At 54.8% G+C, this 21828-nt stretch carries 17 protein-coding genes; 8 read left to right on the top strand and 9 right to left on the bottom strand.

The features are described 5' to 3' along the window. Window positions 1-236: 236 nt before the first annotated feature. A complete protein-coding gene (locus tag Poly21_RS04885) occupies window positions 237-434 on the top strand; it encodes a hypothetical protein (protein WP_146405829.1) in 198 nt (65 codons plus the stop codon). A 47-nt stretch (window positions 435-481) separates the two neighbouring features. Here Poly21_RS04885 and Poly21_RS04880 read toward each other — a convergent pair whose 3' ends face one another. Beyond that, window positions 482-826, bottom strand: a complete 345-nt coding sequence (locus Poly21_RS04880; RefSeq protein ID WP_146405828.1) for a protein tyrosine phosphatase — start codon at window positions 824-826, stop codon at window positions 482-484. A gap of 178 nt (window positions 827-1004) precedes the next feature. Further along, the gene (locus tag Poly21_RS04875) at window positions 1005-2444 is read right to left on the bottom strand and encodes a protein kinase domain-containing protein (protein ID WP_146405827.1); all 1440 of its coding nucleotides are present in this window, start codon (window positions 2442-2444) and stop codon (window positions 1005-1007) included. Window positions 2445-2548: 104 nt separating this feature from the next. On the opposite strand from Poly21_RS04875, the gene Poly21_RS04870 reads away from it, so the two are divergent. The 4 genes from Poly21_RS04870 (at window position 2549) to Poly21_RS04855 (ending at window position 5107) form a co-directional block, all read left to right on the top strand. After that, complete coding sequence (locus Poly21_RS04870) at window positions 2549-2803, top strand: ferredoxin family protein (RefSeq protein WP_146406867.1); 255 nt, start codon at window positions 2549-2551, stop codon at window positions 2801-2803. Window positions 2804-3272: 469 nt separating this feature from the next. Beyond that, complete coding sequence (locus Poly21_RS04865) at window positions 3273-3539, top strand: poly(ADP-ribose) glycohydrolase catalytic domain-containing protein (RefSeq protein WP_302117594.1); 267 nt, start codon at window positions 3273-3275, stop codon at window positions 3537-3539. Between the two features lie 524 nt (window positions 3540-4063). Continuing rightward, window positions 4064-4534 carry a helix-turn-helix domain-containing protein gene (locus tag Poly21_RS04860; RefSeq protein ID WP_146405825.1) on the top strand — a complete coding sequence of 157 codons (471 nt, stop codon included), beginning with the start codon at window positions 4064-4066 and terminating at the stop codon, window positions 4532-4534. 3 nt (window positions 4535-4537) lie between these two features. Next, window positions 4538-5107 carry a PIN domain-containing protein gene (locus Poly21_RS04855; RefSeq protein WP_146405824.1) on the top strand — a complete coding sequence of 190 codons (570 nt, stop codon included), beginning with the start codon at window positions 4538-4540 and terminating at the stop codon, window positions 5105-5107. 36 nt (window positions 5108-5143) lie between these two features. Here Poly21_RS04855 and Poly21_RS04850 read toward each other — a convergent pair whose 3' ends face one another. From Poly21_RS04850 to Poly21_RS04840, 3 genes are read right to left on the bottom strand one after another with little or no spacing between them, the layout of a single operon-like run. Beyond that, entirely contained in the window at window positions 5144-5488 is a 345-nt protein-coding gene (locus Poly21_RS04850; RefSeq protein ID WP_146405823.1) for a hypothetical protein, read from the bottom strand. Then, window positions 5485-6054, bottom strand: a complete 570-nt coding sequence (locus Poly21_RS04845; RefSeq protein WP_146405822.1) for a hypothetical protein — start codon at window positions 6052-6054, stop codon at window positions 5485-5487. Before Poly21_RS04845 ends, Poly21_RS04850 begins: the two co-directional genes overlap by 4 nt. Continuing rightward, window positions 6051-6653, bottom strand: a complete 603-nt coding sequence (locus tag Poly21_RS04840; RefSeq protein ID WP_146405821.1) for a hypothetical protein — start codon at window positions 6651-6653, stop codon at window positions 6051-6053. The genes Poly21_RS04845 and Poly21_RS04840 overlap by 4 nt, the downstream gene beginning before the upstream one ends. A gap of 373 nt (window positions 6654-7026) precedes the next feature. Between Poly21_RS04840 and Poly21_RS04835 the strand changes: the two genes are divergently transcribed. Beyond that, window positions 7027-8019 (top strand): hypothetical protein, encoded by a 993-nt coding sequence (locus Poly21_RS04835; RefSeq protein WP_146405820.1) that lies wholly within the window; start codon window positions 7027-7029, stop codon window positions 8017-8019. Window positions 8020-8023: 4 nt separating this feature from the next. On the opposite strand, the gene Poly21_RS04830 is transcribed toward Poly21_RS04835, so the two are convergent. Continuing rightward, on the bottom strand, window positions 8024-8785 hold the full coding sequence (locus Poly21_RS04830) for a YqjF family protein (RefSeq protein WP_146405819.1): 762 nt from the start codon (window positions 8783-8785) through the stop codon (window positions 8024-8026). A gap of 81 nt (window positions 8786-8866) precedes the next feature. Further along, window positions 8867-9262, bottom strand: a complete 396-nt coding sequence (locus Poly21_RS04825) for a VF530 family protein (protein ID WP_146405818.1) — start codon at window positions 9260-9262, stop codon at window positions 8867-8869. Window positions 9263-9970: 708 nt separating this feature from the next. On the opposite strand from Poly21_RS04825, the gene Poly21_RS04820 reads away from it, so the two are divergent. Continuing rightward, complete coding sequence (locus Poly21_RS04820) at window positions 9971-12931, top strand: serine/threonine-protein kinase (RefSeq protein ID WP_146405817.1); 2961 nt, start codon at window positions 9971-9973, stop codon at window positions 12929-12931. A gap of 238 nt (window positions 12932-13169) precedes the next feature. Here the strand turns inward: Poly21_RS04820 and Poly21_RS04815 are convergent, their stop codons facing one another. Together Poly21_RS04815 and Poly21_RS04810 are read right to left on the bottom strand one after the other, a co-directional pair. Further along, window positions 13170-14123 (bottom strand): transporter family protein, encoded by a 954-nt coding sequence (locus Poly21_RS04815; protein ID WP_146405816.1) that lies wholly within the window; start codon window positions 14121-14123, stop codon window positions 13170-13172. A gap of 185 nt (window positions 14124-14308) precedes the next feature. Next, the gene (locus Poly21_RS04810) at window positions 14309-20488 is read right to left on the bottom strand and encodes a calcium-binding protein (protein WP_302117591.1); all 6180 of its coding nucleotides are present in this window, start codon (window positions 20486-20488) and stop codon (window positions 14309-14311) included. Window positions 20489-20805: 317 nt separating this feature from the next. Between Poly21_RS04810 and Poly21_RS04805 the strand changes: the two genes are divergently transcribed. Next, window positions 20806-21438, top strand: a complete 633-nt coding sequence (locus Poly21_RS04805) for an ECF-type sigma factor (RefSeq protein WP_146405814.1) — start codon at window positions 20806-20808, stop codon at window positions 21436-21438. Window positions 21439-21828 lie beyond the last annotated feature (390 nt).

Below are 21828 nucleotides of genomic sequence, written 5' to 3'. Positions count from 1 at the left end.
GGACATGTACGTTCCTGCAAAGAAGATGTGAGAATTCTCTTTGAAGGATGGCATGTCCACACTTTTTTATCCATCCGTCGTAACTTCCGCGACTTCAAACCCGGCGCACGCTTTAGTCGGATGAGCCTTGATGAATCGCTCACCGCCTTCAATCGCGTTTGAAATCGTAATAAGAGAAAAAGATTCCATCACTCACCAATGCGTCACTACGACTTACCATCAAGAATTGTTAATGAGTGTTAGTGTATCCCATCCGACTCGTCGAACTCGACCTTAAACCAAGCGGCCCCAAACTCGTCCATACGTTCAATCCTATCGACCGGATTTGTAGCGATAACTCGCTCGATGACGGTCGCGGTAGAATCTCGGTCAATAATATCCGCTGCAATCGCCCGCTCTCGTCTCGCCAAATCGCAGTTGAGGACAAAAAGTAGGCGGATAGAGTCGCCGACTGGTGATTGATTTCGATCTGACACTGCTTTTAGCTCCGAACCAACGCGGCGATGATCGGCTCGGCAGCCGACTTGACCAACCCCACCAACTCGTCATCCATGAACTGATAGTCGTCAGAAATGTCTAACACATGCACCGAATTGAACATCGACTCACTGGGATGGTCGGCCAAGATCCGCTGCCGACATTTGCCTTCCATTACCAACATCACTTCCGCCCAAACAATGTCGCTCGCCCGAGTGGTTTGCGTTGCCCCACGCGCCGTGCCGCGGGATCGAACCGAAATCCGATCGTCACTGCGGTTAATGGCTTCGGCCGTCAGACTGCGCCATTGCTTTTTGCCGTACAAAAACAGCACGTTCAGTTTGTTCAAAATGAGATCTTTCGAGTTGCATCAAGAAGTCGGCACAGAATGTCCCCAACATTCCAAGCGTCATGACTCGCTTTACGAGTCTTCATTCCATTGATTAACAGCGTCCGAAAGAGGTTCGCATTGGACCCTCGCTAAATGACGATTGTATCATGGGCCCCATGGTTGATGACACAGCGGTTTAGCTCAGCAGACGGATCAGCTTGCTGACGCTCTCGATTCGCTCGACTGGCGACGGGTTCAGTGTCGCCGCCAAGATGGCTCGGAAAGTCGCCGGACACTCTGCGAATCTCAAGGCATCTTCCTTACGGTTGGCCAGCGTCTTCTCAACGATCTCGCCGAGATGGCGACCGGCGTTAGGAGGCGTGCGATAGATGAACCAGTGAACCAATCCGCCGACAGCGTAAATGTCTGTCTTGGGGCTGACCGTGCCAAACGATGAATCAATTTGTTCCGGCGCGGCGAAACCAAGCGTGCCGCCGAGAATTGAAGTCGCCTCCGGGACGGTCGCTTGAGAGAAACCGAAGTCGGTGATGGTGATGCGATTATCTCGATCGACGAGAATATTGGTGGGAGTCAAGTCGCCGTGAACGAGCCCGGCTTGGTGGACTGCATCGAGTGCTTGGCAGATTTGCAGTAGCCAGCCTCGGAATTGCTCGATTGTGGGACCCGAAATCGCATCGATCGATTGACCATCAATCCACTCACTTAACAAGTAGGGGCCGCCGTGCGGTGATTCGCCGTAACCGAGGTACCGGATCACACCCGGATGATCGATCTGCGAGGCAAGGTCGATCTCGCGTAAGAACGATCGTCGCGCGTCCTGGTTCTGCCAGAACGCTTTGCGAAGAAATTTGACGGCGACGGTTTCGCCACTCGTTTGCATGCCGGCTCGATAGACCTTTCCGAATCCACCGCTGCCAATCAATTTACCGAGCACGAAGTCGTTGTATTCCACTCGTGGCAACTTCGGCGGACTGCTTGCCGCGTGTGCGTTCATCCCAGCGTCTGGGGCCGTAAAGCCGAGGTGCTCGCGAACTCGTGACAAGCGACGCCGAACGGTTCGCTCGTCGATCCCCAGCGAATTGGCTAGCTCACGCTGCGTCTGGCCGGCGAGCAGTCCCTCAACAATGGCAAAGAGTTCCTCGGGCAGCTCGGCCTTTACCAACGCGACGACCTCACTAACTTCGTCTTCGGACGTTGTCGCATCCTCGACGATGGCAAGCCGTCCGACATCGTCAAGGGAAAGCCTCTCGTAATCTCCACCTCGCTTAGCGGCCGATTGCCGTTCAATGGAGCGAGCCATTTTGCGACGAACAAACGTTGCCAACAGTCGCCACAGCGAGACGCTGCCGCTGACTTCGATGCGGCTGTGCCTCGCGGCGTTGAAAAAACTTCCCAACGCGGAGTGAACCACTTCTTCTGGATCAACTGAAGACCGGTATCGGCGATTCAGTCGATTGGCGACCAGAGCGACCAATCGGATTGTATATCGATTCGCGAACACTTCGGCGGCTTGTTCATTTCCCGCTTTCCACTCGCGCAGCAGCCAGTCATCGGGACGATTGGTGATTGCTTCCGCTTTGTTTGAATTTTCGTCTAGGCCGCTGTCCGGTTTCAAATTCGCATTCTCACTTCCTTTGTGGACGAGGTAACGAGTCCAGATTCTACGAACGAGGGCATCGTAACCTCGTCACTTACAGACTAACAGCTAAGGACTAAATGATGGCAATGGTTGTGACTCAGCCCTGCATTGGGTGCAAAGACAAAGCTTGCTTGCCGGTTTGCCCGGTCGAATGCTTTCACGAAGACGAGTCTATGGTCTACATCGACCCTGACGAGTGCATCGACTGCGGAGCCTGTGTCCCGGAATGCCCCGAGGAAGCGATCTTCTACGAAGACGACGTCCCGGACCAATGGAAAGGCTTCATCGAAATGAACGCCACCAAGTCCGCGGAATGTCCGTCGGCTCATGAGTGAACAACGAAAGATCGACTAAATCCGCCAATCGCCCGAATGAGCAAAAACTGGAAGTCCGAGGGGCGATGGCGGGTGAATCATCGTAGAAGCCACATCGGGCCAATGAGTTGGGATCCGTTCTAGAAAGTTGCCTCCGTAGACCCGGTCAAGCGCGAAGTCGTCGCGGTGGACGTACCCACATCGCCTACCACGGGTCAATGATTGCTCGCTCTATCTCCAAACTTGTCGTCCGACAATATGAGCAAACGAAGAGTGAGAACATGAAAGTGCGATGCCTTGAATTGATCGACAAAATGGAACGAGTTGGTTACATGGGCATCTCGGACGAGCTATCTAGATTAGAACGCTGACAATAGCTCCAGCCAGTTCGCCTAGTCTTAGCTTGGGGATCCGCTGCCGTCCCCCGGTGCTGCATAGCAAACAGACGTCCCGTTCAACGACCTCAACCGAAAGTTTCTCTCCTCCGCCAATGGACCTCGCTCGACGAGTGGCAACCTGTGCTGCGCATTACGCACCGGCAATCGGGCGTCTCGATGCCGAACCAAATCTACGCAACCGGATTCATCAATTACTGGCGATTGCCCAGGCCTCGGATTACGAATCGCTGGTTCTAGGCGACTTAGGATGTGGTGCATTCACCAACGACCCAAAACAAGCGGCGATCGATTTCCGAGCCACCATGGAAGGCCAACTTACCGGAGCGTTTGGGCACGTGATCTTTGCCGCCACCAATTAGTTGGACAACCGCCGGTTCCTTCGACCATTTTGCGAAGTCTTTTTGGCCCTGGAGCGAGCGTTCGCCAAGCTAAGAAACGTCGCGAAACACGCCCGACGTGTAAACCGAGACCAACATGTCAAACAGAGACTCAGAGAGTTCTCGTGGTTGTCTCTGGGCTGCGGGGCGAACCAGGGTGGTTGGATTCGGCGGCCCGGACTCTCTCGGCGAAAGATAGAACTTTGGGTTTGGGCGCCGCGGTGGCGAAAGACCGCGAAAAACGGGGCGGAAACGAGAAACGCCCGCGGATCATGTTGGACCGGCGGGCGTTAACTGGTTCGCGAGAGTTTTCGCGTTTTGAAATTCAGCTCAAATCGGGGTTGGCTCGGTTAACAGCGGGGTTAACAGACAATCGTCATAAAACCTGGGAAATGCGACGAAAACGCGATTTAGAGACCCGCGTTTCGTAGTTGGGATCGATTTCGTTTGTTTTGTTTATTTGCTTTATTGCGTTTGGCCGATACACTAGAGGTGGAGACCAAATCATGAACGCAGCACTTTCCGATCTACCGAGTACGCTCTCACCAACGCCCAGCGATGCGGAGTTGGCGAAAGCGTCTAGTCGCGCTATCGCGGATCTAGTCGCCCACGAAAGCGAAGCCACCTTTCGATTGGTTGCCACGCTAGGAAAAAAGGAAACCGAGATTCAGATTCCTTCGTCGGCGCTGCAGCTTCTTGGCGCCTTGCTGACCGAATTCGCCAAGGGAAACGCGGTGACGATGTTCCCGGTGCATGCCGAATTGACGACGCAACAGGCTTCGGATTTGCTCGGTGTGTCGCGGCCGTTTCTGGTGGAGCAGCTTGAAAAGGGCGAGCTTCCGTTTCGCAAAGTTGGCACCCACCGACGTGTGCTGCTGAAGGACCTGATGGAGTACAAACAGTCGGAGGACCGCAAGCGTCATGAAGCACTTGATGAATTGGCGGCTCAGGCGCAAGAGCTCGATATGGGTTATTGAGCCTTGAGTCACTTCACGGTTGTTTACGACGCTTGCGTCCTGTTTCCGGCACCGCTTCGTGACCTGCTGATGCAGCTCGCAATGACGGGGCTGTTTCGGGCTCGTTGGTCGTCGATGATCCACGATGAATGGACTCGAAGCGTTCTGAAAGTCCGTGCTGATCTGACGGCAGAGCAACTGTCTCGCACTCGTGAGTTGATGGACTCGCACGTGCTCGATGCGCTGGTGACTGGCTTCGAACCGTTGATCGACGCTCTTGAGCTACCTGATCCCGATGATCGGCATGTTCTGGCTGCGGCGATCCGGTGCGGAGCCGATGCAATCGTGACCTACAACTTGAAAGACTTTCCCGACGACACTTTGAGTACGTACGGGATTGAAGCGATCCACCCAGACTCGTTCCTTCTCAGCCAATTGGATTTGGCTCCGAGCGTGGTACTGACCGCTGTTAAACAAACTCGTGCAAGACTGAAGAATCCGCCGAGATCGCCAGAAGAATACCTTGGCTGTCTCGGTGAACAGGGACTGACGCAAACCGTCAGCGAGCTGAAGCATTCCATACAGCTGATTTGAGTCCGCGTCCCAAGCTCGTTTGCGATTGTTCGGCTGTCACATTTTGGAGTGCCAAACCAGCAACGCAGCGAGATAGAGATGACCTACCGGAAAGGGCTCACGAAGTTCGACTGATGAGGCGGAGATTGCAAATTGCTTCTTGCCGGTCTCTACAATCAAATCAACGCCCCAAGCGGCATTCCTGGCGGGACTTGCACCGACAACTTCGACTCGCTGCCCCAACACAATGGCGGGAAAGTGAACGGCGAGTTCTTGAATGGCCATGTCCACCAAGCCCGATGCTTGTTCGTCGCCGTAACAGTCAACGGTTGCCTCCTCGTAGGCTTCTTTGATTTCAGCTGGGTCACACTTGGTCATCCAGGTTGGATAAGCAATTTTCACGATTTCAGTCCCGCCAACTTGCCAAATTCGGCATCGCCGATGAAGCCCACTTCATCGGCTCGGATCATTTCGGCAGCCCACTGCTTTGCCTGTTTACCTCCGGCTCGTTTGACAGCTTTGATGACTGGCTTCAAGCAGTCTTCAATCTCGTAGCTCATCAAGCCCTCGTCGCTGCATGCGACCTGATAGCTGCCTCGTTTCATCAACTCGAGCGAAAGCCGCTTGGCTTCTTCCAGCTCTCCGTGCTCGATCAGCTTCTTAAGCCCCTTTTCGACAGCTTCGTAAGACTCGTGATCGTAGTCGAAGTTATAGTTCATTCGTCGTTCGTCGAAATCTGTCGCCAGAGCGATCGCCGTCTCAATGTCATTAACAACGAGTGAGACTGGTTTTTCCACATTCAGGCGTGCTTCCAGCTCACGTTGAACTTCGAGATGTTGTTTCGAGAACTCTACCAGGAAATCAATCAGCTCTGCCTTCTTGCATTTGCTGAGCGCCGATCGAATCAGTTCGCTGGGCGACAGATCGTCTTTGCGGAATTTCTTGGTTGGTTTTGCGCGGCGTGTCATCGGTAATTCAGTCCTTGTTCTTTGAACGCTCGCTTGGCATAGCTGAGCGTTGGATACTTTTTCGCGATTCTCCGGGCGGCTTGGTCTGCCATTCGTGATCCTTCGTCGCCGCCAACCGCTTCGCGGAGTTCGGCGAGCATCTTGGCGGCTTTGGTGTAGTTCTCTGTCGAACGGGATTGGATTAGCTTCTCGGCATCCGAGGTCGCTGCCGCGGGATGTTTGCGCATTTTGGCAATTCGTCTTTCGAGTTTGCGTTTCTCGCTGGTTAGCTCCCGCTTCTTGCGTTGGTCTGCTTTTACACTTGCTAACTCCCGGAGTTCTTCGAGCGTGCGAGAGCCGGGATTGGCCGGCCAAGTGGACTGATCCGATTTGTTTCTCATGGCGGCGAGGGATTCGGCACGCACGGCCGCTGCGTCATCTTCCAGAACACGCCGCATCATTTCCAGCGAGTTGCCGTGGAAGTCACCGTAGTGGTACTCATTCGTGGATTGCCAACGCGTCGCCTCTGCCCGTGTTGACTGGTGTCGCATGTACTCGAGCTGCTTGTCATCGAGCGGTTCGTCGACAGCGGAAAAATAGATGTACTGGTAATCGCTCATGGATGGTTACTCCGTCTTGCCTTGAACTGCGCCTTCATGGTGTGCTTCGCTGAAAAACGCAAATTCGCTGCTACGACAGTCAATGACGCCCTTAGCTTACGACGAACCAGGGGGCCTGTCGCTCCTGTACCCGGTATCGGCTGCGCGTAGCGAAAAATCGGCTCATCCAACGGAAGCGTGCGCCCGAGGTCTTCAAGGATCGGGGCGAGCTGGATATGCACCGGCAAGCAAAAGATCGCCGACCACCCAGTATGTCCGATTGCAGGGCGTGGGTCTGGACGGATGTGAAAAGATGGTTGGGATGTTCAATCGAAGATCTTGCTTGAAAGAGGTAAGATGATGAATTGCAAGCACACGATATCAGGACAAACGGATGACATGGTTCACCAAGCTTACCGGAATCGACGAGCAATCGCCCGATGGGGTTCGCCGACAGATATCGGTTGACGGAGAGCACATAGTCTGCCCCGATGGCCGACAACTCGCGTTTGGCCGACTCGAGACACCTAAGTTGTCCGAGCTCCGGCAACGGGTTGCGAGTTTAGAGGCCGAACCAAGGCGTTCGACAGTCCGCGAAGTCGTCGGCGATGTTCGATCGCTCCACGCCGACCCGGCCAATGCTGGTGCATTATTCCAAGTCGCTTCGCAGTTCAATCTGCTTGAGATGATCGGACCCGACGTAACTCCTGAACGCGGCGTTGGCATCTACGAGAACGATAGCACGCAAGGCCCAGCATGCGCGATCGCGTGCGGTGCTGGCACGATCTACCGCAACTATTTTGCTGACGTCGATGGCCAAATCGGTCAAACTGCTGACAAACAAATTGATTGTTCCGCTGACCTCGGACGCGAACTTGGCAATACCAACCGTCGGCTGTGGACGATGCAGAACGGCTATCTCTTTCCGAGCGATGATGGACTCGCCGAGATTTCTGAAAGACTCCGGGCCGCTGACGAAGCCGAGCGAGATGCACTGCTCGGCCAGCTCCGCATTGGCCTGCAACTCGACGCCGAGGTCACGCTCGAAGGAGCGAACCACCGCGTCTCGCAAGCGTATTGTTCGGCGCTACCTGTCGCATACGGCAGACAGCCTACCGACCAGTGGGCCGAGTTTGCCCAGCTCGTTCTCAACGCGGCTTACGAGGCCACACTGGCCGCCGCCGTGGTCGGCGCTGCCCGAACCGGCAACCGAATCGTCTATCTCACGCTGCTCGGCGGAGGCGTCTTCGGCAACCGAGACCAGTGGATCATTGACGCAATTGAACGAGCGTTCCAAACGTACCGAAACCACGGTCTCGACGTGCGCATCGTCTCGTACCGCTATTCCAACTCGGCGATCGCAGGGCTCCTTGATCGAATCGATTGAATGGTCACGCCAATTGCGTTCCGCAACGTGACGTCAACCAAGCTTTCACATTGATCGGCTTCGCGAATAATAAATGCGGCTCACCGACAAACTCGAAACCCAGCGGCTTCCCCATGGTGTTAATTCGCTCTTCATAGGTTGCCCGCGCGATCGTCCATGGTTGGTGATCAATTTCACCCCGAAAAATACAACCTCCGCGATTGGCACTGTAGAGACAATAGCGAGCTGTCAGCCAATGTTCGAGCGTACCGGGTTGGGCGTGAAAGAAATCGCCCGTCGCCGCATACGTCGCTTCGTACTCCGCCGCCGGTTCGCCGCGATGCGTCCGCCCACTTCGGTAGTCGATCGCGCCATCGGCATCGCAATCGATCGACATCGTCGCGTCCATATACGGCAAATTGAACGTCGCCCTGGCGACTCGCACGGCCACGCGACTGGCTGCGTCCAAAGAGAAAAACCACACACCCGGTTTACCATCGATGGTGACGTACGTCCGCACGTTCAATTCCAAGAACTGACTCAAGCCGGGAATCGGCGGGCACCACCGGGGTCCAATGTTCGACATCAGGAACGGCACGATACCGACCCAAGCTTTCCCATCCCGCGTGTCCAGCGTCACCCCATTGGGCAGCAGTGAAGCAACCAAATCCGGCTCGATCGGCCAGTGCGCGAATAATAGCTCCGACCATGTCATCCGCATGACCCACGGCTGATTCGGAAGTGACCAAGTTCGATCGCTTACCATCTCCTCAGTTCTTTCTTTCATTAGAATTGTTCCAGGCCGATTCAGTTTCAGCGAATCGATCGTCGAAACCTTCACGTTCGTTTCCCAAGCCAAAGCAGGCACTCAGCGACTCGGCCACTTCCATCCGTACTGAATTCGTAGATCAGCATCCTGCAAAACCGCCTCACTTGAATTTTTTTTAAGACGAGTTGGGACGCAGAGTTTGTCGGCTTCCAACGCATCGACAAGAGATGCGTTGGAACTCACATCGGACGCGGCGTTCTTCTCTTTCCGCTCGGCGTAACTGATCGAGTTCAGGTACAGACGCTCGACTTTGACTCTGGCCCATTCCGTCTTGCGAAGGAACTTCAGACTGCTGTTGATACTCGGTTCGTAGTTGAAGCAGTGCATGTTGATCCGCTGCTCCAGTCGCTCCCACCCGTAATCGGCGACCAAGTATTCGAGCATCGCTTTGAGAGTAACGCCGTGCAGCGGGTTGTTGGGCTGGGGTTGATTCATGGCTATCTCGGGGACTCTAAAACTCTATCTCTGAGGGCCGATTATTGTTAATTGGGCTTCCCATGTTAACCCAGAGACTTCGAGAGATTCGGTTATCCTGTCGGGGCCAGACGGCGGGAAATGAATTGCGTGGCACGGTGCCCGCACCGTCCAAGCCGCAGGCGAAAATCGCCACCGCCAGCAAAAGTCCGGAAAAACGCCAAAAGGCCGGTGTGTGTGCATCGGCCTTGGGCGTTCACTTGTGGGCAGCAGCATTTCGCAACTGTCCGAAAAGGCTCGGCGAATGTGACGCCGATCATGACGTGGAAAAGAGACCTCTCTCAGACATTGAAACACGCAGTGCTCAATGCCTTTTGCGTGGTAAGCGAGAAGCACTTGGACCACATCCTTCGTGTATCACAAGACTGGTACAACCTCCGGCGTGGACATTCGAGTCGAGATCATCTGCCATCAGTTCGCGGCAGTGAAACGCTGCCTACAGTGGATTTGAAGTCGAAACGCGTCGTTTGCAACATGGATGGCACCATCCGGCAGTGATCCGGTCCGTCGGACATCGAAGCCTAGCCGCGTCACTGCTCGCACGAATGAATCGACGCGGTCGAATTCAATCGAACAAGATTAGTGACACCTGTTCACCATTCGTGATGGCGTGTCTGGTCAGATCCTCGCGGCGGAGCTACACTATTGGCCGGTAGGAGCATCGAATCGTTGAGTACCGATCAAAAAAAGAATTCGTCACTCGGGAAGCATCGTCCACTTCAACGCGTGGACGTGATTTGTGATCGCTATGAGCAACAATGGCTCGCTGGTGAGCGTCCAGATCTTGGCGAGTTCCTCCAGCAACCTGACTCGCCAGTCCAGGCCGATTTGTTCACGGAGCTACTGCGGCTAGACATTCACTACCGGAATCAGAACAACCTGCCCATTCATCCGCAGGACGTTGTCAAACGATTCCCGAACTTTCAAACCGAGATCCAGAACGCCTTCTTGCTCGAAAACGTGTCCGGTGACACAAGCGAGATACGTAGGGACCAATGGCTGACCCAGACCCAATCGGCTGTAGAGCACACTGTACCTCCGCGATTGACTCGTCTGCCCCTGGTCGAGTTTGACGGTTACGAAATCCTTGGCGAGATCGCCCGCGGAGGGATGGGAATTGTCTATCGCGCCCGTCAAATCGAAGCCAACCGGATCGTAGCGCTCAAAATGATCCTGAGCGGGAACGTCGCCGGCGTCGATGAGATCCAACGCTTTAAGAACGAAGCCAAAGCAGCAGCCCGCTTGGATCATCCCAACATCGTCCCCGTGTTTGACATCGGCGAACAAGACGGACAGCACTTTTTCTCGATGGGCTTCGTCAACGGCCCCAGTCTCAAGCAATTGATCTCAAACGAGCGAATGGATGACCAACGGTCCGCCGAGTTCGTGCGCACGCTCGCCCGGGCGGTTCAGTATGCTCATTCCAAAGGCATCATCCACCGAGATCTGAAACCCGCCAATATCTTGTTGGATGAACACGGCAACCCGCGAATCACCGACTTTGGTCTCTCCAAAGTTTTGCACAGCCAGACCGAATTGACCGGCACCGGGCAGGTGCTCGGGACTCCCGCCTACATGTCGCCCGAGCAAGCGTCTGGACGCTCCAATGAAATTACCGAGGCGACCGACATCTACTCGCTCGGTGGCATCCTTTATGAATTATTGACGGGCTGCGTCCCATTTTATTCCGAAACAGTCGTCGGCCTGTTGATGAAAGTCCAGAATGAAACGCCGCGATCTCCAGCATCGGTCAGTCAAGTTCGGTTGAGCGCGGACCTGGACACGATCTGCATGAAATGCCTGGAGAAAAATCCCAGCGATCGATACTCGACTGCGCAGGATCTGGCCGACGACCTGGATCGCTACTTGCAAGGCGAGCCGATTCTGGCTCGCCCCATCTCTCGCGGCAGACGGATCGCAAGATGGTGTGGGAAACGTCCCTTGATCACCGGACTCGCCGCCTGTCTCGTGATTTCTGTGTTGGTTTTCGGTTCCTCAACCTTGCACTTCGCTAAAACCTCGCAGCTGCGATCGTCGATGGTGGAGTCTGAGAAACGCCAGAAGGATCAGAATTTGCAGATCGCTTTGCTGGCAGTCGAACAAATGGTTGAGCAGGCCAAGCTGTTGGCCGATGTGCCGCGCAAGGAAAAGGCACGCGTTGAGCTGCTCAACAAGGCCACTGATTTTTACAACCGATTTCGACAGCAACGTCCCGAAGATCGATCGCTGCAGTTCCAAGCCGCGTTGGTGCATCAATCGACCGGCAGCGTATTTCGTATCCTGGACCAATTCGATCGGTCTCAAGAGGCCATTGAAACATCAGTTACCCAACTAGATGCGTTGATCGCGGCCGAACCAGCCAACCGACAGTACTCGATTGCCCTGTCTGAAAGCTACATCTCCATGGCGCTGCTGTTGAAACCGCGCAATTTGGATCTCGCGTTCGGTGCGATTGAAAAAGCGATGGCAATCCAGTCAGAGTTGATGAGAGATCAGGATTCCGATGACGACTCACGCCACGCGCTCGCCCGGGTTCTGTACAACCGGGGCATGATGCTCAGCGAACAAGGTCAACATGAATTGGCGGAATCCGACTATCAAGCAGCGATCCAGCTGCTTCGCGAACTCGTCCGATACTCTGACGACCCTGCGACAGACGATTCTCTCGCTGGAAACTATCGACTCGATTTAGGGAGAACACTCAATAACTACGGCAATCTGCTCAAACAAGAGGGGCGCACCGAGGAGGCCAAGAATCAAATCCGGCAAGCGATCGACCTGCACTCGGACTATGCCGATCTCCGAGAGCACCGTCAGGATGTGGCAATCTTTCGAAACAACCTCGCCAACACCCTGATCGCACAAAAACAGTTTGATGACGCTCTGGCCGAGAACTGGCTGTCGATCGAATCGCTTGACGAACTTGTTTCCCAGTTCCCTCGATACGCAAGCCTGAAAAGCGAGCTAGCCAACGTGCTCAACACACGCGGATCGATCATGGGCAGCCAAAATGAGCTCGAAGAAGCGGCTGAGTACTTTGGTCGCGCAGAATCCTCTCTACAGAAGCTTACGCAGGACTTTCCCGAAAACTTTGGATACAGCAACCGCATGGCTGCGGCTCGATACAATGTGGCGGTGGTCGCATACATGCAAAACGAATTCAAAAAGTGCAGCGAAATCCTCCGCAACGCGATTAAAGTTCACCAACACTGTTTTGATGGAAATCCGCACAACGAAGAATTTCGAGGCAATCTTAAAAAGGACTACTCCCTATTCATCAAGACGCTGCAAAAAAGCGGTGACCTGTTCGAGATGGATCAAGCGATCGATGAGTGTGTGGCAACATTCCCTCAAGAACACGAAGTACGACTCAACGCCGCGCGATCGCGTGCACAAGCCTACACCGACGCGAAGCAATCGGAAAACAAAGACATCCGAGAATCGCTCGGACAAAACGCTGTCGAGGACCTTCGGGTGGCGGTTCAATTGGGAGCCAGCACGGATGCGATTGAGGAAAATGGAAAAATCATTGAGCCGCTCAATGTGCTGTTCGGCCGAACCGATTTTCAAGAATTGCTCGACGAGCTGAAATTGAACCCGAGTGCCCCAACGTCGGACGGCGGTGAATGATGATGCCAAGTACGTTGGGAGTGAGCCCGTGATTGTCTCGTCCGCGGGGCTTGCAGGGTAGTTGAGTTCCGACCGGCGGCTGAGCGCCACCGGCAAGGGGCTGTGTCCCTCTGGGCTGGAGAACCACCCAACGATCTTTCGCTTATGCCACCACTCCGCTTGGTTCACGGCATCGCATCGCCATGAACCCAGCGGGGGTCCAGCGCGGATACCGCTTGGCAGGCAGAAGCTGTGTCGTTCAGAATCGTATCGCGTACTCGGCGCGAATGATGTCGTGATACCAAACATGCCTGGTCAATGAGCGTCCATAGCCGGCAAAAAGACTTCGCCGACAATCTGACCAGCGTAAACCAAGCTTGGTATTGATCGTCGTTTCGCCATCCACCGAAATGATCTTGGCGGCGGTTGCCGTATTGGGAACGGTTGCAAGCCCGTCAAGGATGGTCCAACCAACAAACTCGCTCACGAGCGAAAGTCGCTTCAATGAATCAGAACAGGTTGCTTCTCGGCGGTAGAGGTCACAGCCGATCCCGGTCCCGAACCGGAGGATCGGTCCTGCGAAAGGTTCACCGTTGATCTCCGTGCCGTCGATCGGGATCCATAGTCGAACTTCATTTTCCCAACTCGCAAACGAACCCAGTCGCGTCGCATGCAAGAGTGCCGGCTCGAGGCTCGTATGGTCCGTGCCCAAGAGTCGGTCGGCGTCACCCGTCGGAACGTAAACACGAAGTTGTCCCGTCACGACGTGGTGTGAGCTCATCCACAAGATGCCTTTCGCACCCAGTTCGAGATCGCTGAACCCCTGCTCGTTGTCATTGCGTTCGGGATCAATGAAGCGGACCGGCACGTCCAAGAACAAGGACCAAAGCGGACTCGGAGCGAATTCGAGATAGCTTCTCAGCGATTGATAGTCGACGCTTGTTTCTGCCGGAGAAATCGGAACACTGGTCGCTGCGGTCCAGGCTCGGTAGAAAAATTCCGCGCGATCCGGCGTCGGATTGTCGTAGGCCGCATCAAAGCGAAAACGCACTTGGGTCATTGGAATCGCGCAATCGACGTAGCCCACATTTGTGTCCGAAGTACTGAACGGGGGATCGTCGTCTTGCGCAAAACAACTCCCGGCGGTCGCCAAAACCAGCAAAATAAGCGCCGCACCTTGAAGGAGCGTGTGGAAATTTAACGGTCGGGTCATCAATCCAGGCTCGAACCCGCGGTGTTTCGTATGGAATTTTCGATACATTGGTTATCGAGAGGACAATCGGCACGACTTGAATCACAATCATCGACTCGCGCAGGTTGCCCATCCGGAAAATTCACCTCCCCACCGTTCCCGAGGTGCACAACCTCCACAGCGCAGATCGCAAAACACCGTCGACCCTACCACTTGTAGTTGATCCGGGATTCCTCCTCGAAACCGGAATGTTCTTCTTGCCAGCGTTTTTTGAGTTTTAGGAAACCGTACTTGTAGTAGTACTGCGTGACTCGGTCGTGACCGGAACCACCGTCGAGATAGTCACGCGTTCCATCCTTTCCACCGTAGACCCAGTCGTCACCATTCTCGGCCCAGATGTGATCGGTTCCTGAATCACCATACAGTGAGTCGTTTCCATCGCCGCCGTAGATGGAATCATCTCCATATGCCCCCCGAATGTAGTCGTCTCCATCTCCACCGTGAAGAATGTCATTTCCATCAAGCCCCCAAATCCGATCGTTGCCTCGATCGCCAAAGATCAGATCGACATGCTCGCCACCGCGGATTTCGTCGTCTCCGTCTCCGCCATGAAGTTCATTATTGCCGCTGCCTCCCTCAATGATGTCGTTACCGCCTTCCCCTCGGATCAGGTCTGCTCCGTCGCCGCCGTGAATGATGTCAACGCCAATGCTTCCCGTGATGATGTCATTGCCGCTTCCTCCCCAGATGACGTTGTTTTGAGGGACCCACTCGGAATCCAGCGACATAATTTGGTCGTCGCCATCACCGCCCCAGATTTCATGGTTCTGACCAGCGAAGATGATGAGGTCGTCTCCCCCGCCCGCAAAGACTTGTACGTTGTTTCGATGGAGAACCATCAATGAGTTGTCACCATCGTTACCGTGAAGACTGACCGATTCGACGTCCACCAAATTCGTGCCGGCAGAAAAAATGTTTTGCGAAGAATGAACGACATGATTACCGTCAAGATCAATCGACGTTCCATGTATCTGGACGCTGTCGTGGTCCGAGCCGCCATCAGCCGTTCCGCCGCCGTTTCCGATCAACAGTAGATCATCGCCCGCCTTTCCGAACAAATGTGTCTCACCGGTGAATCCTCTGCCATCGAGAGTGTTGCTTCGGGAGTCCCCTTTCAGCGTCAGAATCTCGAGTCCGGCAAAAGCGTAGTCCGCTTGCCCCTTTAAAAGACTGTCGCTTGGAACGAGATCAGGGGAAGCGTCACCGGTCTCAAAGAAGGCATGATCGCCATCACCAACGCCACCCATCACGGTGACGTTCACCGGTGCCTTTCCAATGTGAAACAAGTCGTTTCCGGCACCACCATCGAGGTGTAGATCGATCAGGGCATTGTTTCCAAACTCAACGTGAATTTGGTCGTCGCCACCGAGCGCTTCGACGCCGATCGATTCAATCTCGCTGCCCTGCGGATGAACCAGTTCGATTGCGGTTGACGCAGACTGGGACAGATCTTGGCGTCTGACCACGATGTTGCCGCTTTCGTTGAGCGACAACTCAATCCGTTCGCTGGCGTCGCCGAATCGATAGGTGTAACGATCATCACCGAGTCCACCAAACACGTGATCATCACCCGTCGTATGCAAAATCTGGTCATTTCCCGATCCTCCAATCAACGAGTCGTCCAGGTCCGATCCTAAAAGAACATCATCGCCCGCTCCACCGTTCAGCGATTCCAAGAGAACGGGCTCGGTAACTGAGTTCAGGTCGTTGGGGTCAATCGCACTCCAAATCGACCAACGTTTGATCGAAAATGCGAGACCACTCGCCCTGTCCGACGGTGTTTGTTGCTCGAGGGCCGAGATCCAATCGACAGAACCATCATCTGCGAACAGTTCATCGTTGCCATCGTCTCCCGAAAGTCGATCGATTCCCTGGCCACCGATCAACGAGTCGTCGCCTTCACCACCTTGCAACCGATCATCACCGGATCCACCATGCAGTTCGTCATCGCCGCCGTGACCCAACAACAAATCGTCGCCATCTCCGCCGTCTAGAATGTCGCCACTACCGCTGCCATTGAGAATGTCGTTGCCTTGTCCTCCTTCCAGACGCAAAAGGGAATCAAATGTGCCTGTCGCTTTGATGTAGTCATCGCCACCAAGACCTAGAATCCGGATTTCGGAGAACGCCCGATCGTCGACGGGCGAGAACAAAAACTCCTGGGCACCAATTTTAACGGATACCATCCGATCGGATTGAGAGATGTTCAGTAGGTCCCGGCCTTCGGTCGCCCTGATCTCCAGGATTCCGTTTTCCTGCGACGCCGTCAGAACGAGGTTGTTTAATTCATCCCGCAATTCAATCTCGGCTTCGACGGAGTCACCCGTATCGGAACCGCCACCACCTTCGAACGAATCATGCCCTTCGCCGCCGAATAAAGCATCCGAAAAAATTGACCCGAACAATTGATCATTCCCTGTACCACCCATTAGGGTATTGATGACCGTGGGGTTGCCGATCTCAGATTCAGGACTGATAAGCTGGACGAGTGTGGCATCGATGCGATCTTGTTCCAATTCGTTGACTCGTAATTTCAACCCCTCGAGTGCATCTTTCAAGTCGTTTTGCTGCGAATTGGTCAATCCTCCCATGGCAAATTCGAGCAAGAGTGAATGCAATGCGTCGGTCTGGCTGGCGAGATCTTGTGCCGTCTGAGTTTCAGCGATCAAGTCGTTGATCTGGCTGTCGGCAAGATCGGACGAGTGCAAAGCCGGATCGACGACTGCAAACAGAATGTCATCTCCCGAATCACCCTGAACAAAATCAATCCCGACGCCACCAGCGAGCGAGTCGTTGCCTTCACCGCCACGGAGGTAATCGTCGCCACCGCCGCCAGCCAGCGTGTCATCACCGACACCTCCGTGGATTTCATCGTCACCATGACCGCCGAACAAGGTGTCATTGCCCGCATCGCCGTAGATCACGCCTCCGGCAAGTCCGATACCGGCATGAATCACATCATCGTCTTCGCCGCCATAGATCACATCGAATCCGGCCCCACCGTCGATAACGTCATCACCGGCGTCGCCGTAAATCGAATCCTGACCTTCACCGCCAAAGATCGCGTCGGCTGCTTCGCCACCATGGATCACATCGTCGCCGCCGTTGCCAAGGATCGTGTCCGTTCCCCCACCGCCAAGCAATAAATCTCGGCCATCGGATCCACTGATCGTATCGTTTCCTTCTCCTCCGTCGACGACGACGGTCCCGACGTTCAGCTCGCCGATCACACTCACAAGATCATCCCCACCCAATCCACTCACGCGGACTTCTTCAATATCGCGTTGCAGCGCGTTGGTGGGCAGACGGAATTGAAAGTTCGCCAGGTCACTGGAAACGCGAAAGGTTCCCGGCGTGTCGGCCAACGATTCCAACGTCAGCTCATCAGACTCTTCAGTCCCATAGATTTCGACTTTGTCAAAGTTTGCTCCACCATGCAACACGTCGATCGAATCGGGGTCGTTGAGCAACAGACCAAATCGAATTGTGTCATCACCCGTGCCACCGTTGATCGAATCGGATCCCTCCGCACCGCGTAGGATGTCGTCGTCATTGCCTCCCTCAAGCGAATCGTCGCCAACACCTCCGTCCAGGTCATCCTCCCCTCCGTCACCAAACAACGAGTCGTTGCCGGCACCTCCGTAGAGCGTATCGCTACCCAGCCCAGCTATCAGGAGGTCATTGCCGCCGAAGCCTTCGAGATAGTCGTCCCCGTCGCCGCCAATCAAAGTGTCATTCCCCGCTCCACCGATCAGTCGATCTTGCCCGTCTCCGCCACGCAGAGTCGCGACCCCCGTGGTATCGACGAAGAACGTATCGTCGCCCCCCTCACCGTCCAACGTCACATCGGACGTGACACCATCGAGAACAGTGACTTGATCGTTTCCTTCTCCCCCGGCACCTACGATTCGTGTCACTCCTTCAAAGATGCGGAGGTAGGATTCCCCATCGGCTTCAAAGACAGCAAGTAGTGTTTCACCACCGCCGTCTGATTGCCCAAGAGACCTGATCGTAAAGGTCTCGTCGGCGACATCCGGTCGTGCATCCGTGCGCAACGACGCGGTGTCTCCCATGAACAACTGCAATTCACCGTCAACGACCTGACCAAGCTGCGATTGATTGGCATTGAGCAATAGCTCCGCATCGTCCGATTCGAACAGCGTTCCATCCAACAACGTCACCCGCGCCAGTTCCCACGTCTTGTCAAAGACGGTAAAGCCAAAGGTTTCCACCGTCACCGAAGCGGACAGTCCCGCCGCAAGGCTACCGTTGACATTTGCGACGGCCAGCGGATTTTCGTTGACGATCGTCACAAGCTCCGCGGCTCGTATCCGACCGTCATAGTTCCACTGGTCCGGGGAGTCCAAAAAGCTGGGTGTCCAGAGAGGGGATAGCACATCCTCCCAATGCTCAACACCCACGTCGGGGTCGGGAAGATCATTGAGGTCCAGTTCGAGCGTTCCTGCGAGGAAAATTTCACCGCCGATGGTTGCCTTGACGACCTTGGCATCCAACCCCGCCGAGATCCCTCCGGTGGCAATCACCGTGAGCGAGACTTCTGGCGCGTCATGGTCACTGTTTTCGCCCTCGCCAACCACGCCGGCCAAGTCGTTGCGGTCATCCATGTAGAACCCGCTGATCAGCAGATCCTGATTATCTTCCAGGCTCTGCTCCAAGGCCGCTTCGGATGAAAAGTCCGCAACCGAAGCCAGTTGGGCAATGCCTAATGCATCATAGCCGGCGGCTAACTCAAGCCCCAGTTCGACCGACAGGCCCGCATTGAGCTGGGCCAAATTCAACAAGGGCGCGATGGGGATTGAGACACCCGCTTCAAACTCGAGCCCCGCGCTGACTTCAAAGGTCACCAACTCTCCGGACGTGTCACCCATTAGGAAACCGGCCAGGATTTCAGGGTCCGTCAAGAATGGAAGATCAAACGCACCGCCAAAGTCCGTCCCCCACTCCATGCTCCGCTCAAATTCGGCTTGCCCCTCAGGCGTTGCAAGAGTGTTCGATAGATCAAGCCCCAGCAAGCCTTCCTTCAGATCCCGGATGTTCTTGCCGGCTTCGTCGGCGAGATCGCGGATGGCCTCCGGATCAAAGTCTACCTTTGCGAACTCGATGTCAAACAGCGACTGGATGTTTTCGCTGTTCAACCCAAATCCGTCGTAGCCCAGGATGGCATCCACCGCGTGAATCGCGATCGAAGCCGGATCATCAGGCTCGACGCCAGCGAGACTGAGCGCCGTCACGGGAGCTTCGCCCAACATCTCATAGAGATCGCTGATCACTGGAATCGGCTCGGTCAAAAAGCCGATCGCCGGTGCGGCCGGCCTCAATTGATCTTGCAGCTTTCGAACAAACGGATCGATGAAGTCCGAGTAGATTTGTCCTAAGTCAATCGCGACCTCGTCCAAACCAACCGTCACGGCGTTGCCGGAATTGTCATTTTCACCGTCAGCAAAAACGAGTTGCGTGTCATACTCAACGCGTCCCTCCGCGGTGACTCCCAAATTGATCAGGTCTGTGTTCAGGTTTATGTTTGGAAAAAAGGACGCGTCAATATCCAAGTGGACTGCCCCGCTGCCGACCAAGGTTCCATCCACCGCAACTCCGCCCGCGGCCGCTTGCCGAACATCGATCGTATAAGTCCCGGAGAATTGGGATTCATGATTTGGCGACTCGCTAAAGTCGGCAATGAAAACTCCGACACGACCCTTGCCAGAATCAAAATCCTCTCGCACGGTGGCCGTGTAATCAATGATCAACTCGTCCGCCGCTTCCGTATCAAAATAAAATGAACTGGTCCCATCGGAGTCCTCGATCACCCCAAAGGTCAGTTGATACTGCACCGCCAAATCCAAATCGACTTGCCCCTCGGTGCCCAGCAACAATTCGATTTCAGGATCCGCGCCGATCAAATCCAACGCAACGGCTGCTTCGCGACTGATCGAATCGACAAGTGTGATGTCGAAACGAATTTCGCTATCACCATCGTTCCCGGTGACCTGCACCGAATCCAGAGAGACACCCAGTACATCGGCCAATTGGGATTTCACCTCCGCGACCGTCGCATCGGAATCTAAGTCCAAGAAGGCAAACTCGTTTTCGAAATGGCTGAACCACTGGTTGGAATGCGAGGTCTGGGTCTGGGCTTGCACGGCGTTGATTTCTCCTGCCAACGCGCTGCCGACCAACGGTGCGGGGGTTGAAAGGATGTCGTGATTGATCGAGTCTTGTAGCTCCTGAAGAAACCCGGATTGCAACCCCTCGTCAACGATGCCGAGATCCGCCGCGAGCAGTTCTCGCTTTACTAATTTTTCCACCAGCATCCGACGCGGTGCCGTTCTCCGTGCCACCTGGGAGCTTGACTTTGATCGTTTTCGAAATGGGCGGAATGCTGGGATGTTCATCTGTCGTGCACTTTTCGGTTCGTGTATGCGCTGGGTCATTGGCAATCGAATGCCCCGTCACCTGTGGCTCGCAAACGAAGTCATGCCACCGCCACGATTTCCAACAAAAATTAATTGCGTCGCCAAATCCGAATCCGACGAAAAGAGTTCAGAATGTGCGGCGGTGTGCCGGTACGATTGACGAGCCAACGTCAGTAAACCGTTGGATTCCATTTTGAGACTGTATTTCAATGACAGACCCCCATCCTGATCCGAAAACCACCTCACATTCCGTCACGCTGATGATCGAGCGGTTAAAGGAAGGCCGACCGGACGCCGCGGCCGAGCTTTGGGAACGCTATTTCGATCGGCTGGTCTCGTTGGCTCGAAATCGGCTGGGAAATGCCGAACGCCGTGTCGAGGACGAAGAAGACATCGCAACCACGGTTTTTTTTGCTCTCTGTGACGGTGCAAAAAACGGTCGCTTCGAAAAACTGAAGAATCGCCACGATCTTTGGGTCCTGCTGGTCGCGATCACATCCAATAAAGCCGTCGATCAAGTCCGGCGTCAAACCAGCAAAAAACGCGGACTCGGTTTGGTGCGAGGCGATTCGGTCCTCGCCGCCAGCGGTAGTTCACCCGGTAAATTTACCGAAATCATCTCCGACGCCCCGTCACCCGAACTGCTTGCACTGATGGACGAACAGTTTCAAACGCTGTTGGATCTGCTCCGAGACGATCTCCAGCGCTGGATCGTCCGCCTGCGGCTGGCCGGTCACTCCAATCGCGAAATCTCCGACAAAGTCAACATTTCCCTCCGCTCCGTCGAGAGAAAACTCGAAGTCATCCGAGATACTTGGTCCACCGTCCTGGACGATTCATAACGGCAACCCATGTTGGGTCAATGGGAATGTTACAATAGGCGTGATCCAACCGGCCCATCGTGCTCAACACAGGAGTGTCCATTCGCCAAGCCAAGCTGGCTACTCTATCGAACCGCTCGCCGTTCCATTCCCATCCCGCTAAAATCTGTCTCTACAGTGTCGTCCAGTCAATTCCCGCTTGTCACGCTCTGTAAGGATCCTATCGGCGACCGAGTTTTCCAAGCCGAAGAGTCTGGCGGAGGCAATTGCTGAGGTCGACACGGAGAAGGGGCGGGAGCGACTGACGGCGTAACTGAATTCTCTGCCATTTCCACATTTCCATGTGATTCCTGGAAACCGAGATCTCCTCCTTCGAGTCGAGACAGACGGAATGAACGCGTGGGTACGTTT

Source organism: Allorhodopirellula heiligendammensis, from assembly GCF_007860105.1.
GTDB classification, from domain to species: Bacteria; Planctomycetota; Planctomycetia; order Pirellulales; family Pirellulaceae; genus Rhodopirellula; species Rhodopirellula heiligendammensis.
This window is presented reverse-complemented; position numbering and strand designations above follow the sequence as displayed.

What these genes read in the sequence shown, in the direction of transcription:
- Poly21_RS04870 (WP_146406867.1), top strand. Translation starts at nt 2,549, where the DNA reads ATGGCAATGGTTGTGACTCAGCCCTGCATTGGGTGCAAAGACAAAGCT.
- Poly21_RS04865 (WP_302117594.1), top strand. Translation starts at nt 3,273, where the DNA reads ATGGACCTCGCTCGACGAGTGGCAACCTGTGCTGCGCATTACGCACCG.
- Poly21_RS04860 (WP_146405825.1), top strand. Translation starts at nt 4,064, where the DNA reads ATGAACGCAGCACTTTCCGATCTACCGAGTACGCTCTCACCAACGCCC.
- Poly21_RS04845 (WP_146405822.1), bottom strand. Translation starts at nt 6,054, where the DNA reads ATGACACGCCGCGCAAAACCAACCAAGAAATTCCGCAAAGACGATCTG.
- Poly21_RS04840 (WP_146405821.1), bottom strand. Translation starts at nt 6,653, where the DNA reads ATGAGCGATTACCAGTACATCTATTTTTCCGCTGTCGACGAACCGCTC.
- Poly21_RS04835 (WP_146405820.1), top strand. Translation starts at nt 7,027, where the DNA reads ATGACATGGTTCACCAAGCTTACCGGAATCGACGAGCAATCGCCCGAT.
- Poly21_RS04830 (WP_146405819.1), bottom strand. Translation starts at nt 8,785, where the DNA reads ATGAAAGAAAGAACTGAGGAGATGGTAAGCGATCGAACTTGGTCACTT.
- Poly21_RS04825 (WP_146405818.1), bottom strand. Translation starts at nt 9,262, where the DNA reads ATGAATCAACCCCAGCCCAACAACCCGCTGCACGGCGTTACTCTCAAA.
- Poly21_RS04815 (WP_146405816.1), bottom strand. Translation starts at nt 14,123, where the DNA reads ATGACCCGACCGTTAAATTTCCACACGCTCCTTCAAGGTGCGGCGCTT.
- Poly21_RS04805 (WP_146405814.1), top strand. Translation starts at nt 20,806, where the DNA reads ATGACAGACCCCCATCCTGATCCGAAAACCACCTCACATTCCGTCACG.